Genomic DNA, 14,609 nt, shown 5'->3' on the forward strand with positions numbered 1-14,609 from the left:
ATGCTTCCTGATCAAGACGACGTTTAATTACTGCATGAAACCTTCCATAAACCCGGCCACGCGGCTGGCCAGGCGCCGACGCAAGGGCGAGCTGTGGGGGTTGGCCAGGGTTTGGTCTTCGTAGACGAAGCTGCGGATAATTGCGTTGTAACCCAGCCAGCGGCAGGGCTCCGGCTCCCAGGCCTTGAGCGCAGCGAGTCCGCCTTCGGTCAACACCCAGGGCTGTTTCACCTCGAGGGTGTCGCGTTGCAAAATCAGGTCGGCCAGGGTGCGGCCGCCCAGATGACTGGCGCCTACCCCTTCGCCGCCATACCCGCCGGCCAGGGCGATGCCTTGCTGGCGATCACAGAGCATGTGTGGCTGAAACCGCCGCGACATGCCCAGATTGCCGCCCCAGGCATGGCTGATACGCACGTCTTTAAGCTGCGGGAACAGTTCGCCAAACAAATAACGGCGCAGTTCAATTTCGCTTTCGCTGAGGTCGAAATTGCCTCGCAGGCGTCCGCCAAACTGATAACCGCCCCGCGCACCGAACACCAGGCGGTTATCCACCGTGCGCTGGCCGTAAGTGACCTGACGGCTGCTCTCGCTGAAGGCCTGGCCCCGGGACAGTCCGATCTCGTCCCACACGGCCTGGGACAAAGGCTCTGTGGCCACCAGCAGGCTCTGTACCGGCAGTTGATAGCGGCCCAGGGTTGGCAGGGTATTGGCGTAGCCTTCCACGGCCGGCACCACCCAACGGCTGCGCACCCGGGCTTTGGCTGTGACCACCTGGCCCGACTGCCATTGCGTGACCGGGCTTTGCTCGAATATCTGCACCCCCATGCGCTCAACGGCGCGGGCCAGGCCGCGTACCAGTCTGGCCGGGTGAATGGTTGCAACATGGGGAGTGAAGATGCCGCCATAGGGCCTGGCGACGCGGATCTGTTGCGCCAGTTCGCCCGGGCTCAGCCAGCGGTAGTCGGATTCGTTCAAGCCCTGGGCGTAGAGGCTGGCCAGATAACTGCGCAGACTGGCTTCTTGCTCGGGGTAACGGGCCGCGCAATACAAAGCGCCCCCTTTGCGGTAATCGCAGTCGATGCCTTCACGATCGATGACGTTTTTCACTTCATCAGGTATGCCGTGCAGCAAATCGAAGGAGGCCCGACGCTGCTCGGCAGACAAGCCCGCCAGCAACCGGTCCTCGCCCAGCAAATTGCCCATCAGCCAGCCGCCGTTGCGACCGGAGGCGCCAAAGCCCGCCGTTTGCGCTTCAACAATGGCAATGTTCAGTTGCGGCGCATGGCGCTTGAGGTAGTACGCGGTCCAGAGCCCGGTGTAACCGGCGCCGATGATGGCCACATCGACGTCCAGGTCGTGTTCGAGCGCCGGTCGGGGAGCAAGCTCATCCCCGAGCTGGTCCATCCATAAACTGATTGAGCGCCATGCTGGCATCACCGACTCCACACTGCTTCAAAGAATGGGTCGACCCTACCTCCTGGCGTCAGGAAAAGTCTTGCGCGCGTGCCCGCAAAGAAATTTGTCTGGCGTAAGCCTTGGGTGACTGGCCGGTGTGCTGGCGAAAACAGCTGTAGAACGCCGAGATCGAATTGAACCCGGCCGAGAACGCCACCTCATCGACTTTGACCGGCGACACCGCAGCATCCATTGCCGCCAGTACATGCCGCAGCCGTGCCTGATTCACATAGCGGTAAAAGCTTTGTCCCAATACCTGGTTGAGCAAATACGACATCTGGTTACGTGTATAGCCGCAGGCACTGGCCACTTGCTGCAGATCGAGCTCAGGGTCGAGATAGGGTTGTTGGCGCTCGAAGTAGCTTTGCAGGTCCCGGGCCATGAAACTCAATTGCCGCGCCGAGAGCCCAAGACGGCTGACGGCCGGTCTCAATGAGGGTTTGAGCGCCGGATTGATCGCGGTTTCATGGACCAGGGATGCGTACTCATTGACCCGCCAGATCAGCCCGTCGCGCACCGTAATCGCCTCACTGGCGCGGAATGACACCAGCCCCTGGCTGCCACGCAGGGTCATGCGATATTGAATGAACGCCGTATTGCCATCCAGACGGATACGATCGCTATGCTCCAGCGCTTCATCCGGCTCCCTTGGCATGGAAAGACGCACGTACTCGCGCAGTTCGTCGAGGGCCATGACCCGATTCTGAAAAAAATCGTGATAGCACACGTCCGGGTGATAAAGCGCCATCACCCCGTCCAGGTCACGGTGCTTCCAGCACAAGTGGTAACGCATCACGGTCTGACCGGTAGCGCGGGTCTGTTCGGGGCCGTCATCGGGGTCTGACATGGAACGCTCGTAGGCAAAAAGAGCAGAGAGTGCCGAGTTTGTGCGTTGGCAGCAATGGCCAGGTGCAGGGGTAAACGGCTTAAAAAACGCTTCAGGGCTTGATGTGCATCAAAACCGGATTAAACAGTCTATCGGTATGTAACAAAAGGCTTAGCGCCACAGAATATGGATGGTAGGTTTAAACACGAAACACTCGCTAAAACATCTGCCGGAGATTGTTCTCTGGCTGTTTAAATTCAGAGCAAAAGGAAGTGCTCCATGAACAAAACACGCGACATGCACAAGGTTACCTTCCCTAATGCCTGCCAGCTGATGCGCTGGCATTTTCATCCAATGGGCTTCGAGGCGACCATGGATGCGCCGGGGAGCCTGGTTGCCCGCCTGTTTGATCGTGCCAGTGGCGAAACCCTGATCGCCATCGCCGGCATCCCCTGCGCAACCACCATGACCCCGGGTCAGGTGAGCAATATCATCCAGGCGGTGGAAGACGAACTCGAAAGCTTCGTCCCGCCGATGACCTGGCAGGCGCAGGCCTGACCGCGCCGCCTGCATCGCTGGCAAGCCAGCTCCCACAGTAAATCTCACCGGCACATGACTTTGTGGGGGTGGACTTGCCAGCTCCTACAGTAAATCTGAGTGGCACATGACTTTGTGGGGCTGGACTTGCCCCTGCAGTAAATCTGACTGGCGCGTGACTTTGTGGGAGTGGGCTTGCCCGCGATGGCATCGACCCGGTCTACCCACCTGACCTTGCCGCCTCAATCGCTGGCAAGCCAGCTCCCACAAGAAATCTGACCGGCCCATGACTCTGTGGGAGTGGGCAAGCCTGCTCCTACAGTAAATCAGAGTGGCACCTGCCACCTGTGGGAGCGGGCTTGCCCGCGATGGCATCGACCCGGTCTACCCACCTGACCTTGCCGCCTGAATCGCTGGCAAGCCAGCTCCCACAAGAAATCTGACCGGTGCATGACTCTTTGGGAGTGGGCAAGCCAGCTCCCACAATAAATCTCACCGGCCCATGAATCTGCAAGCCAGTTCCTGCAAAAGGTCTATCCGGCGGGCTCAGATACCTTGCGCAGATCCTCAAAGAATACCTTGCCCCGAGGGATGCGGTCTGAGGCCCTGGGGATGTTCGGACCCTGGGCATCCGGGTTTTCCAGATACCAGTAACAATGCGTCACCGCCCGGGTAATGCCCACATAGGCCAGGCGCAGGATTTCATCCTTCTGCGCCGTGTCGTAAGGGTCCGGGTCGCCATCCTTGCCCAGGCCCGCCATGCGATAGACCTGGTTTTTATACGGCGAAGACGTCAGGTGCTGACAGTCACCCAACAGGAACACCGCATCAGCCTGCAAGCCCTTGGAGCTGTGATAGGTCAGTTGCTTGAGCCGACGGTCTTCAGGCGCCAACCTAGAATCCACATTAACTACCGACTGAATATCCTTCTCAATCAACAACTTATCGCTGCTTTTTCGATACAACATTAAGACGCTATCCCCAGCGTTGTAATGTTCGATCAACCGCGCTGCCAAAGCCTGGTCATCGCGGCTCAATACATTCACCGGTACTGGCACCTTGGGCTCACCACTGGCTTTGGCCCGTTTGCCGGCAATCGAAGGGGCTGCCCGCACGATATGCTCGGCAGCATCGATGATGTGCTGATGGCTACGAAAGTTGTCGCTGAGCATCACCCGGGTGGTGGCGGGCGACGGGAATTCCTTGTTGAACTCCATGAAGTACTTGGGCGAACTGCCGCGCCAGCCATAGATCGACTGCCAGTCATCACCCACACAGAGTAACGATGAACGCTGGGCACCACGCCCGACATGCATCGCCGGGCCTCGACTGCGGATTTCCCGCAGGCTGGCCCTTAACCAGGAAACGATTTGCGGCGAAACGTCCTGGAACTCATCGATCATCAAATGCGACAGCGGGCGCAGTTGCTCATGGCTCAGCAATTTGAAGTTTTGCGGGGTGTTCTCGCCGAACAGCGAAAACATTCGGTTATAGGTCATCACCGGCGGCGACTGTGCCAGCAAGTGATCTTCCAGCGCGCGCCAGTACAGGCTCAGGGCCTCGAAGAAAAACCGGTCCGGATCATCGGCGGCAAATGCCATGTCCCCCACGGCCGCGGCAACGTCCAGCCCCAGGTTCTCTATAAAGCTGGCAGCCGCGACAAAACAGTCCAGCAACGGCGCCGAACTCAGTTCGCCCTTGAGCTTGTAATCAAAACCCGGACCCGCACTGGCATCACCCGCCAGCGAGGTAATAACACGCTTTGCAGCATCATAGCTTTCCAGCCAAATCAAAGGCTTACTGCAAAAAGCTCGAAACAGAGTGCGCTTTACTGCCCATTCGGCGCGCACGCTCAACTTGGCCCCCGGCCTGCAGATTTGCGGGTTTTCCCGCGGATCAAACCCGAGCACCACCCACGCATCCAGTTGCGGCACATACCCGTGACAATGGAACTGCGCACCATTGATCTGCACGGTTTCCCGGCTCGGCTCAATGCCCTGGATCGGCCAGGCGCCCGCGGCAAACCACAGGTCTTCGAGGGTGTCGCACAGCTCTTCGTCGCGCTTGGCGGCCAGCTCGGTCACTGCCATGCGTTTTTGCACATCCGGGTGATCGCGTTCCAGCTCCTTGAGTTGCAGGGCATGCCGGCAGAGGGGTGCCAGGGTCTCGCGAAAACGCTGATCCCGGGTGTAAAGCCCGTGATAGCAGGCATTCAGTTGCTGGCGCTGGGCATCATTGATCCGCAGGTCAAACGGGTTGCTGTCGCTGTCATCGTCATTGAGCAAAGTGCGCGTGCTCAGGGTCTCGAATGCCTGCAACTGGCTGTAGCCGGGCAAGCTGCGGACCATGGGCAAGATCCGCGAATGGAAAGTGCGCACCACATCCCGCGCTTCCTTGAGGCTCAGGGTGCGGCCCCACAAGGCAAAAATGGATTGCAGTTTGCTGATGAAGTCCTTGCGCGACTCGCGGGTGAAGGTCACCACCGTCATCGAACCGAGTTCAAAACCCAGGTAATGGCTGAGCAGCAGAATACGCAGCACCAGCGATGTCGACTTGCCAGCGCCGGCCCCGGCAACCACCGAGGTCGAAGGTGTATCGCTGAGGATCATCTTCCACTGGGCGGCACTGGGCTGTGCCTGTTCGGGCAGGATCGCCGCAACATCGGCCTTGATCCGCTTTTTCAGCTCGGCGGTCAGCGGCAGGCGCCAGTCATCGAACAGGTTATCGTCGATGCCCGGCGCACGCAGCACCTGCGGGCGGGTATCACTGATGAACAATACTTGCCGGCCTTGTTCCAGCCCCTCGGCATGCCCTTCTTCAAAGCCATAATCCACCCCGGCGCTGTGCCCGCTACGAAACCCGTCGGCCTGACCCTGCAACCAGGAGGCGGCATGTTGCGCACGCAAATGGTTCAGGCCGCTGCCAAAGAGTCTGGCGGCCAGGCGCTTGAGCAAGGGTAATCGGGTTAGAGGGGCGAGTTCTTCGGGCAAATCGGGAATGTGTTGCGGCACGCTGACTCCAGGGTGTGAGGCTGTCCGGGCGGATGGGCTATGGTCGCTGCATTGCGCCAAGATATCTAGGAGCATCAGCTCTTTAGAGCATTTTATGAAAGTAGGCAGGGATGTGTTGACGGAAAAATACATCTAACAAATAGATAGTTTTAAAGCATATTTTCAGCTTTTTATCGATATGTTCTTGATGGAAAATCACTCCATCAGCAACCGGGTAACCGTCCACAGCGCACGGGCCACCTGAACAGGAGAAGCATCATGCTTGAACTCAGACCCTTCAACACCCTGGGCGGCGCAAACCACGGCTGGCTGGACGCTCACCATCACTTTTCGTTCGCCGAATACTACGATCCGACCCGGATGAACTGGGGCAACCTGCGGGTGTGGAACGACGATGTGATTGCCCCCGGTACAGGTTTCCCGAAACACCCCCACCGCGACATGGAGATCATCACCTATGTCCGCGAAGGCGCCATCAGCCATGAAGACAACCTGGGCAACAAAGGCCGGACTGAAGCCGGTGATGTGCAAGTCATGAGCGCAGGCACCGGGATTGCCCACAGCGAATACAACATGGAGTCGACGCCGAGCAAAATCTTCCAGATCTGGATCATTCCCAATCAGCAAGGTGACGCACCGGCCTGGGGCGCCAGACCCTTCCCCAAAGGCCGGCGCGAAGGCTTTGTAACCCTGGCCAGTGGCAAGGACGGCGATGACCAAAGCTTGCGCATCCGCGCCGATGCACGCCTGGTGGCGGCCAACCTGAAGGCCGGGGAAACAGCGGAGTATGCACTGGACAGCGGCCGCCGGGCGTATCTGGTGCCTGCCACCGGGGTGATTGAAGTCAACGGCTTGCGCGCCGGCGCCCGGGATGGAGTGGCCGTGGTTGATGAGACCCGGTTGCGAGTCACGGCCATAGAAGATAGCGAGATCGTGCTGGTGGATATCGCCTGATTGATGACTTGAAAAAAGGCCGGCACCTTCACGGGTGTCCGGCCTTTTTTATAGCCTGCACGCTTGCGCCGGCCGTTCAGGCGACAGGCTTCAGCTCAGGGGATTGTCGATCTGGATGTAGAGAGAAAATGCACCCAGCACCAGCCAGAAACAGGCGAACAACCAAGGCGAGCGCACGGAAAACATCAAGGATTTTTTATAACCCTTGTGGGTGGACTCCATCTCGCAAAACAACGGTGATTCATCGTAGGCCATGCCCATGACCGGCTGACTGCTGAGCAGTTCGCTCTGTTTGAAGTGCCAGTGATCGATGATGTCGTAGGCCGCCCGGATCCCCGGCCACGCATTAAGTGAGATCAGTATCCCGAGCACCGCCAGCATGGGCGGTACTGTGAGGGTGAAAAACTTGCCCCACTCCGGGTTGAGGTTAGCCATGCAGGATGCAAAGGCGATCACCAGAAATGACTGGGCCGCCAGATACGCATCGGTGCGGTGGGACAGGATGCTGGTCTCGTACTGGATTTCACGCCGGTAGAAATCCAGCCGGTCCTTGGGCGAGCCGAACATTTTGGCATCGTGCTCGCTCTGAATCTGTAACTCACTGTGCGACGTAATTATTTTGCTCATCCGCAGCGCCCGGGCAATGTCTCGAACACTGTTGGATAGACCCGTCCATTACAAAGTTCAGCCTGTGACACAGCTCGCTGCAGGTGATTTGCGGCGCTGGATCAGATACCCCAACACAGCTAGGGGAGCCGTGGCCAACATCACCTCAACGGTGATCTGCAGGGGCTCGGTGATAAAACCCGACACCAGCAGGCTACCGAGAAAACACAGACCCAGTTGCAGGGTGTTTTGCAAAGCGGCGGCCTTGCCCGAATTTTCCGAAAACGGCATCAGAGCATGGGCCACGACGATGGGGTAGCTCGCGCCGTTGACCAATGCCATCAAACAAAACGGGATCAGCAACGTGGTCAAGGTCGGCTCGGTCATTGTGGCAACGCAGTACAGGCCCACCATGCTGATGCAATACGCCAGCAACAGCCACGGCAATAGCGTGTGGCCCTTGATCCGCTGCAAGGCACTGCGGCAGCTGTAACCGCCGATCATGAAGGCCAGGGTCGGAAACGCGTAGCTCAAGCCGATATCGCTGGGGCTGTAGCCCATATCGCCAAGGATGAAAGGAGAAGCCGTCAACCAGGCAAAGAAACTGGCCGAGCAGGCGGCAAAGATCATCACGTTGCCGCTGAAACCGGGCGAGCGCAGCAGCTGCCAATAGCTCACTTTAGAGATGACGATTGTTGCCGGGGCGCGGGCTTTTTCTTTGAGCAACAGGGTCGGCACTATCAACAGCACCGCCAAACCGAGCAACACACTGAAAATCGCCTGCCAGCCCAAATGGCTCAGCACCACAGCCCCCAACAGCGGTGCCAGCGCAGGCGACAAGGCCATCAACGGCATGATGCTGGCAAATACCCGATTGGCTTTATCGGCCGGGAAGCGATCGATTACCAATGCTTGCCAGGTCACAGCCGCCGCGCAGATGCCGATCGCCTGGATAAACCGCAGGCTCAGGAGCAACACACTGTTATCGACCCACAACATCCCCAGGCACCCCAGGGCAAACATCGACAGCCCCGCCAGCAGCACCGGCTTGCGACCCAGGCGGTCAGACAGCGGTCCCCAGAGCAATTGGCCAAAGGCAAAACCGGCCAGAAAGATGCTGAGACTGGCGCCAACCGCGCCGGAAGACAGCCCCAGCTCGCTGCGCAACGTGCCGAAGGCCGGCAAGTACATATCCATGGCCAGGTAGCCCAGCATGCTGAGCCCCGCGAGGTAACAGGTAAAACCAAAAGAGTTTTTCATGGGCTTCCAAAACTTGCCATCAAACAATTTGTTGACTGGCGTGCATTATCCAGCTGCACATTTGCTTGTGAAGCGATAATAATTGCCTAATGACATCAATTATTTTGAAGGCAAGCCATGTGGTCTGAATACTCGCTGGACGTAATCGATGCCGTCGCCCGCCACGGCAGCTTCAGCGGTGCCGCCCAGGAGCTGCACCGTGTGCCTTCGGCCATCAGCTACACAGTGCGCCAACTGGAGCAGTGGCTGGCCGTACCCCTGTTTGTGCGTCGCCATCGCGATGTCGAACTGACCCCGGCCGGACAGGTGTTTGTCAAAGAAGCCCGTGATGTGATGAAGAAAATGCTCGGCACCCGGCGCCTGTGCCAACAGGTCGCCAATGGCTGGAGCGGCCAGTTGCGGGTGAGCGTGGACTCGATCATCAAACACCCGCGCTGCCGGCAAATGGTGATCGACTTTTATCGGCACTTTCCCGATGTGGAGCTGATTGTTCAGTACGAGGTATACAACGGAGTGTGGGATGCGCTGGTGGATGGCCGTACCGACCTGGTCATCGGCGCCACCAGGGCAGTGCCGGTGGCAGGCAGTTTTGCCTTTCGCGACATGGGCTTTCTGCACTGGCTGTGCGTGGTCAGCCCGCAGCATCCACTGGCCCGGGTTGACGGCTTGCTCGGCGACGAGCAACTGCGCCCCTACCCTTCACTGTGCATGGACGATACCTCGCGCAACCTGCCCAAACGTGACACCTGGACCCTGGATAACCAGCGCCGGATGATGGTGCCCGACTGGACTACAGGGCTGGCCTGCCTTAGCGATGGACTGTGCGTGGGCATGGTGCCTGCTCACCTGGCCCAACCCCTGATCGAGCAAGGCCGATTGCAGGCACTGCATCTGCAACGCCCTTTCCCGGCCAGCCCGTCATGCTTAGCCTGGGTACAGAACAATCATTCTCCGGCGATGAACTGGTTGCTGGAATATTTGGGGGACACGCCCACCCTGAGCCAGGAATGGCTTAATGATGCGGGCGCTGAGGAGTCATGAACGAACAGGCCGGGGGCTGAGCCCGGGCCATCATCAGGGCCGTGCAGGCCGGATCTGAAATCGTCATAAATTGAGAATTAATTGCGTTTTGCCTACATGCTTTTCACGCCACTTTCACATCGACTGGCCTAGATTGGATCCACTCCTTTTGTGAATCCCATTTGGCCCGCTCCCCTCAGCGGGCCTTTTTTTTGCCCTGATTTAACAGGCCTCAATCATCCAGCTGTGCAGGAGCCTTGACCGGTTTTGCAGCCTTGCCCGGCTTGCCGGCCGGCGCTGTTTTATCCGGCGTCACCACCTCGGCCTGGGCCTGAATCTGGTTTTCGGCAGCGGGCAAGGCGTCTACGGTTTTGAACAACTCAGCGAGATTTGCATCACCCTCGGTTTCGAGCTTCTTTTCGCCATCCTTGCCAATCAGAATCACTTTGGCCTTGTCGATAATCATCCCCGGCTTGAGTCCGCGAATCAGCGACATCGTGCTCTGGGGTTCAAGGTCTTTGCCATCACGTTTGCCGGTAATGCCAACAATCGTATAGAGCACCATGTTGCGCTCTTCGAAGCCCTTCTGATTGGCCGGATCGGCCAGCGCTTGCTTGAGTGTGGTCAGGGTTGGATCGACTTCTGTACGAGCGACGATGATCAATGGGCGAAATTTGCCGCGATCCTGTTCAAGGGGGCTTGGAACTTCAACAGCCTGCGCCATGCCAGTCACCAGCAGGCCGGTAAGGATCAATAAACGGATAAACATCCAGAACTCCTTTTATTAGCGGACCGGGTTCGTGGGTGTGCTGCCAATACCTTGAAACCCGTGGCGTTGAGCTTGTCATTCAAAGCGTAGGCCACGGGCTTGATCACGCAACCGGGTACCCGGACTTTGCCTTTCAAGCCTGTTTTTTGCAACAGCATCCGGATCTGTCGCCCATGGCGAAATGCTCACCACAAGCCATGCCCGGCAACCAGAAACCTGGCGCCCCAAGGCTCAAAGCGATTTAGCCGGCGACCGGTTTTTCGCCCTGAAGTGACGCACCAGGGCTACCACCACCATCAATACGATAACGCCCAGGGCAATCGGCAAACGATAGGGTTTGAGATCCCCCAGCAAGCCCTCGAGAAACTCTCCGGCCCAGTACCCGCCGCTGGCGAACAGCGTCGCCCATACCGCCGCGCCCACCAGGTTGATGCAGGTAAACTTGACCGGTGAAACCTGGCTTGCACCAATGACCATCGGCCCCACCAGACGCATGCCATACAGAAAGCGCACGGAGAAAATCGACGCCGTAGGGTACTTGTTGATCAACTGCGTCACCCGCTCGATGGCGGCTTGATGCTTGTGCAGTTTGGGCAACAGCCGGGCACCGAAGTAGCGACCGGTCCAGAACAGCAACTGGTCACCCAGCATCCCGGCCAGACTCGCATACATAATGACCGGCAACAGCTTGAGCACATGTTGATGGGCTGCCATGCCCCCCAGAATCAGGATGGTTTCACCTTCCAGCAAACAGCCGATAAAGATGGCCAGGTAACCATAGGTCGCCAGCAAGTAGTTGAAATCGATGTGTTCAAACATGTGCACTCTGTAGCTCCATTGGAAGAGAGTATTGCTGCATCCAGCCGGCGCAATCTAACACGCAGCCAGTCAGTGCCGGTGCCTGTGGTGAATATCCGGAAAGTGCGGATGGCTATGCCGAACGGGAGAATGCACATGCCCATGGCTGTGGGCGGCACCCGGCGGTACATCCTCGGCATGCTCATGCTGATGGTGCTCATCGTGGGTATGGCGATGGGTGTGCTGCAGCGGCTGGTGTTGATGCATATGCTCGTGCCGCTCGGTGAGGTGCAGCCAGACCCCGAACAGCATAAACGCGGCGGCCAGCCAGAACAGCAGCGAGACTGATTCCCCCAGCAGCACAATTGCAATCGCAGCGCCCAGAAAAGGCGCGGTCGAGAAGTACGCCCCCGTGCGCGCCGCACCCAGTCCGCGCAAGGCCAGCACAAACAGCACCAGGCTCACGCCGTAGCCCAGAAAACCGATCAATAAAGTGGGCGTCAGCGCCACCAGAGGCGGGATTTTGGCCCCCAGGGTCAATCCGATCGCGCAGTTGACCAGCCCTGCAAACAACCCTTTTACCCCGGCAATAAAGAGCGCATCGCAAGCCGATACCTTGCGCGTCAGATTGTTGTCCACCGCCCAGCACAAACAGGCAAACGCCACGGCCAAGGGCCCAAGCCAGGATTGCGCGACACCCGCTGCCTGGCCGGACGGCCACGACAAAACAATGCCCCCGGCAATAATTGCCAGCATCCCCACGACAATCCTGCGGTCTGCATTTTCCTTGAACACCACCCACGCCAGCACGGCAGTCAGCACGGGTTCCAGATTGAGCATCAATGACGCCGTGGCGGCACTGGTCAGAGTCAGCCCCACCATCAGTGCGACCGGGCCAAGAATCCCGCCGAACACAACCGCCCCGACCAGCCACGGCCACTCGCTGACACTCAGCCCGGACCTTTTCCAGCCCCGATCGCGAAGCAAACGCAGCAACACCAGGCCTGTGCCGCTGCCCAGATACAACAGCCCGGCCAACAGCACTGGCGGGATTTCTGTGCCCAGCAACTTGGCCAGCGGGGTACTGGCCCCGAACAGCGCCGCCGCCGCCAAGGCATAAATCACACTTGTATTCATCACATCCACTTCTGTTTCAGTCGTGCAAGCAGCCTAGACCAGCGCGCAGGCAAAGCGACCTGAATCAGCAGCAGCCAGCGGCAGCACTTGGCATTACCCCTTGGTACCCACGGCTTTCTGGCAATGGACGAGCCATATCCCCCCTCAAACCCCCACTGGTTACCTAGCCCTATGATTTTTCGACGGTTTTATTAAGCCAAGGAGCAAAAAAAACTCACTCAATCAGCACTAACCAACTTGCCTCATCGGTGCAGGCTCTATATATTCGTCCACCTGTCACGCAGGCTCTTGAGTACTTTGATCCCGAAGCACCTTCCTTCCTGACCCGCTTTATAGCGCTACCGCCCGAATGGCGAAATTGGTAGACGCATGGGACTTAAAATCCCCCGTTCGAAAGGACGTGCCGGTTCGATTCCGGCTTCGGGCACCAAACAAATCAAGGGCTTGCATGAGATTCTTCGTGCAGGCCCTTTGTTTTTTGTTCCGCAATTCTGAAAGCTGTTCCGCAATTCTCGATTTTTGCCTCTCCCCTTGGCGTCCTGCCGAATGAACACAAACCCGAAATAACTCATGTCCACTACAACGGATTTGCAATCCGAGCTGGAAGTCTTTTAAAGCCGTGGTCTGGAGCCTGCTTGGCGTTCCATTAGCACCGACATTGCGCAAATCTGGAGCAACAAGGATAATGCTAATCATTATCAATTGTTGCTATTGGTTTGTCCTCTCATGCCTGCTCCCGATTATTATGCCCTGCATCTAATGTACAGCGAACATAACGGCTGGCTCAAAAGCTGGTTGCGCGCCCGCATGGGCAACGCCGCCGATGCAGCAGACCTGGCCCAGGATACCTTTGTGCGTCTGCTGACTTCCCGCGACGTCGAACAGATTCGCGAACCGCGCACCTACCTGAGCGCTATCGCCCGGGCACTGATGATCGACAAATTCCGTCGCCGCGCCTTGGAGCAGGCTTACCTCGAAGTCCTGGCCCTGCGCTCGGAACCGCTGGATATCTCACCTGAAACACGCCTGATGATTCTCGAAACCCTGGTAGCCATCGACACCATGCTTGATGGCCTGGGCGAGCGTACGCGGCAGATATTCCTCGCCGTGCAATTGGAAGGCCTGAGTTATGTGGCCACTGGCGAACGCCTGGGCGTTTCGGTGACCACCGTCAAGAAACACGTGATCCGCGCAATGACCCATTGCCTGCTGCTTACGGAGGACTGATGGCTGCGCCCCTGGATCTGCTCACCCTCGAAGCCGCAGCCACCTGGTATGTGCGCCTTAACAGCATGCCGCCCACAGAGGCTGATCAACAGGCCTGGCGCCACTGGCTGGCCGCCAACCCACAGCACGCGCGAGCGTGGGCACGCGTAGAAAAACTGCAAAGTCAATGGGCTCGGTTGCCCGCAGACGTGTCACTGCCGACGCTGGCCGGGGTAAAGGCCCGCCGCCGCGCTGTGCTCAAGACCCTTGGACTGTTGCTCGCCGTGGGCGGCAGTGGCTGGCTGGCCACCGAGCATCTGCCCTACCTGGCGATGCTTGCCGATCAACGCACCGCCACCGGCCAGCGTCGGCACATGCGTCTGGACGACGGTAGCCAACTGGACCTCAATACCGACAGCGCCGTAGACATTGCCTTCAGCGCCGACTTGCGTCTGATCCGCCTGCACCGCGGCGAAATCCTGGTAGACACAGCCAGCGATAGTCGCCCGTTTATCGTCGAAGCACCCCAAGGCTCGGTGCGTGCCCTGGGCACGCGTTTTGTCGTGCGTTGCGGGCCGACGTTCACCGATGTGTGCGTGCTGGATAAGGCGGTAGAGCTACGCCCTCTGAATCATCCTTCACGGGTTCAGCGCCTGAATGCCGGCCAGCAGGCCCACTTCGACCGCGACCAGATCAGCGCCGTGACCCCCTCCCCGGCAGGTGTCGGTGCCTGGAGCCAAGGCATGTTGACTGTCATCGAGTGGCGCCTGGGGGATTTTATCGCCGAGCTCAGCCGTTACCGTCGCGGCGTGCTGCGCTGTGCCCCGTCCGTTGCCAGCCTGCGGTTGAGTGGTGCATTCCGTATCGACGACACCGATACCATTCTGGAAAACCTCAGCCAATCCCTGCCGGTCAGCGTACGTTTCGTGACGCGTTACTGGGCCAGTGTCGAAGCGGCCTGAAGTTTTTTGCGAATTATTCCCATCCCGGGTTGCCGATTCCTATTTTCGTTCGGCCATGTACAGAAAGC

Annotated in this window: 13 protein-coding genes and 1 tRNA gene; 6 read left to right on the top strand and 8 right to left on the bottom strand. The window is 58.6% G+C overall.

Annotation, left to right across the window (positions count from 1 at the left end):
• Window positions 1-27 precede the first annotated feature (27 nt).
• Window positions 28-1,434 (bottom strand): FAD-binding oxidoreductase, encoded by a 1,407-nt coding sequence (locus B195_RS12510; RefSeq protein WP_003445854.1) that lies wholly within the window; start codon window positions 1,432-1,434, stop codon window positions 28-30.
• A gap of 49 nt (window positions 1,435-1,483) precedes the next feature.
• A complete protein-coding gene (locus B195_RS12515; RefSeq protein WP_003445855.1) occupies window positions 1,484-2,302 on the bottom strand; it encodes an AraC family transcriptional regulator in 819 nt (272 codons plus the stop codon).
• 258 nt (window positions 2,303-2,560) lie between these two features.
• Between B195_RS12515 and B195_RS12520 the strand changes: the two genes are divergently transcribed.
• A complete protein-coding gene (locus B195_RS12520; RefSeq protein WP_003445856.1) occupies window positions 2,561-2,839 on the top strand; it encodes a DUF1652 domain-containing protein in 279 nt (92 codons plus the stop codon).
• 512 nt (window positions 2,840-3,351) lie between these two features.
• Here B195_RS12520 and B195_RS12530 read toward each other — a convergent pair.
• On the bottom strand, window positions 3,352-5,829 hold the full coding sequence (locus B195_RS12530; RefSeq protein ID WP_003445857.1) for a UvrD-helicase domain-containing protein: 2,478 nt from the start codon (window positions 5,827-5,829) through the stop codon (window positions 3,352-3,354).
• Between the two features lie 258 nt (window positions 5,830-6,087).
• On the opposite strand from B195_RS12530, the gene B195_RS12535 reads away from it, so the two are divergent.
• Window positions 6,088-6,783 (top strand): pirin family protein, encoded by a 696-nt coding sequence (locus tag B195_RS12535; RefSeq protein WP_003445858.1) that lies wholly within the window; start codon window positions 6,088-6,090, stop codon window positions 6,781-6,783.
• Between the two features lie 90 nt (window positions 6,784-6,873).
• On the opposite strand, the gene B195_RS12540 is transcribed toward B195_RS12535, so the two are convergent.
• Entirely contained in the window at window positions 6,874-7,410 is a 537-nt protein-coding gene (locus tag B195_RS12540; RefSeq protein WP_003445860.1) for a hypothetical protein, read from the bottom strand.
• 57 nt (window positions 7,411-7,467) lie between these two features.
• The gene (gene punC / locus B195_RS12545) at window positions 7,468-8,649 is read right to left on the bottom strand and encodes a purine nucleoside transporter PunC (protein WP_003445861.1); all 1,182 of its coding nucleotides are present in this window, start codon (window positions 8,647-8,649) and stop codon (window positions 7,468-7,470) included.
• Window positions 8,650-8,766: 117 nt separating this feature from the next.
• Here punC and punR point away from each other — a divergent pair, with 117 nt between their 5' ends.
• Window positions 8,767-9,690 carry a DNA-binding transcriptional activator PunR gene (gene punR / locus B195_RS12550; protein ID WP_003445862.1) on the top strand — a complete coding sequence of 308 codons (924 nt, stop codon included), beginning with the start codon at window positions 8,767-8,769 and terminating at the stop codon, window positions 9,688-9,690.
• Between the two features lie 211 nt (window positions 9,691-9,901).
• Here the strand turns inward: punR and B195_RS12555 are convergent, their stop codons facing one another.
• The 3 genes from B195_RS12555 to B195_RS12565 form a co-directional block, all read right to left on the bottom strand.
• Window positions 9,902-10,438: a DUF4174 domain-containing protein gene (locus B195_RS12555; protein ID WP_003445863.1), complete on the bottom strand. Its 537-nt coding sequence runs from the start codon at window positions 10,436-10,438 to the stop codon at window positions 9,902-9,904.
• Between the two features lie 231 nt (window positions 10,439-10,669).
• Window positions 10,670-11,257: a DedA family protein gene (locus B195_RS12560; RefSeq protein ID WP_003445864.1), complete on the bottom strand. Its 588-nt coding sequence runs from the start codon at window positions 11,255-11,257 to the stop codon at window positions 10,670-10,672.
• Window positions 11,258-11,326: 69 nt separating this feature from the next.
• The gene (locus B195_RS12565; protein ID WP_003445865.1) at window positions 11,327-12,373 is read right to left on the bottom strand and encodes a DMT family transporter; all 1,047 of its coding nucleotides are present in this window, start codon (window positions 12,371-12,373) and stop codon (window positions 11,327-11,329) included.
• 343 nt (window positions 12,374-12,716) lie between these two features.
• On the opposite strand from B195_RS12565, the gene B195_RS12570 reads away from it, so the two are divergent.
• From B195_RS12570 to B195_RS12580, 3 genes are all read left to right on the top strand, one after another.
• Window positions 12,717-12,803: transfer RNA gene (locus B195_RS12570), tRNA-Leu, on the top strand.
• A gap of 296 nt (window positions 12,804-13,099) precedes the next feature.
• The gene (locus tag B195_RS12575; RefSeq protein ID WP_003445866.1) at window positions 13,100-13,600 is read left to right on the top strand and encodes a sigma-70 family RNA polymerase sigma factor; all 501 of its coding nucleotides are present in this window, start codon (window positions 13,100-13,102) and stop codon (window positions 13,598-13,600) included.
• Window positions 13,600-14,541, top strand: a complete 942-nt coding sequence (locus B195_RS12580) for a FecR domain-containing protein (RefSeq protein ID WP_003445867.1) — start codon at window positions 13,600-13,602, stop codon at window positions 14,539-14,541. Before B195_RS12575 ends, B195_RS12580 begins: the two co-directional genes overlap by 1 nt.
• Window positions 14,542-14,609: the final 68 nt, after the last annotated feature.

Origin of the sequence: Pseudomonas sp. Lz4W (assembly GCF_000346225.2) — a bacterium.
GTDB classification, from domain to species: domain Bacteria; phylum Pseudomonadota; class Gammaproteobacteria; order Pseudomonadales; family Pseudomonadaceae; genus Aquipseudomonas; species Aquipseudomonas paraversuta.

Coding starts and splice junctions, on each gene's coding strand:
- punR (WP_003445862.1), top strand. CDS start 8,767: ATGTGGTCTGAATACTCGCTGGACGTAATCGATGCCGTCGCCCGCCAC.
- B195_RS12515 (WP_003445855.1), bottom strand. CDS start 2,302: ATGTCAGACCCCGATGACGGCCCCGAACAGACCCGCGCTACCGGTCAG.
- B195_RS12565 (WP_003445865.1), bottom strand. CDS start 12,373: ATGAATACAAGTGTGATTTATGCCTTGGCGGCGGCGGCGCTGTTCGGG.
- B195_RS12540 (WP_003445860.1), bottom strand. CDS start 7,410: ATGAGCAAAATAATTACGTCGCACAGTGAGTTACAGATTCAGAGCGAG.
- B195_RS12520 (WP_003445856.1), top strand. CDS start 2,561: ATGAACAAAACACGCGACATGCACAAGGTTACCTTCCCTAATGCCTGC.
- B195_RS12580 (WP_003445867.1), top strand. CDS start 13,600: ATGGCTGCGCCCCTGGATCTGCTCACCCTCGAAGCCGCAGCCACCTGG.
- B195_RS12535 (WP_003445858.1), top strand. CDS start 6,088: ATGCTTGAACTCAGACCCTTCAACACCCTGGGCGGCGCAAACCACGGC.
- B195_RS12560 (WP_003445864.1), bottom strand. CDS start 11,257: ATGTTTGAACACATCGATTTCAACTACTTGCTGGCGACCTATGGTTAC.
- B195_RS12575 (WP_003445866.1), top strand. CDS start 13,100: ATGCCTGCTCCCGATTATTATGCCCTGCATCTAATGTACAGCGAACAT.
- B195_RS12510 (WP_003445854.1), bottom strand. CDS start 1,434: ATGCCAGCATGGCGCTCAATCAGTTTATGGATGGACCAGCTCGGGGAT.
- punC (WP_003445861.1), bottom strand. CDS start 8,649: ATGAAAAACTCTTTTGGTTTTACCTGTTACCTCGCGGGGCTCAGCATG.
- B195_RS12555 (WP_003445863.1), bottom strand. CDS start 10,438: ATGTTTATCCGTTTATTGATCCTTACCGGCCTGCTGGTGACTGGCATG.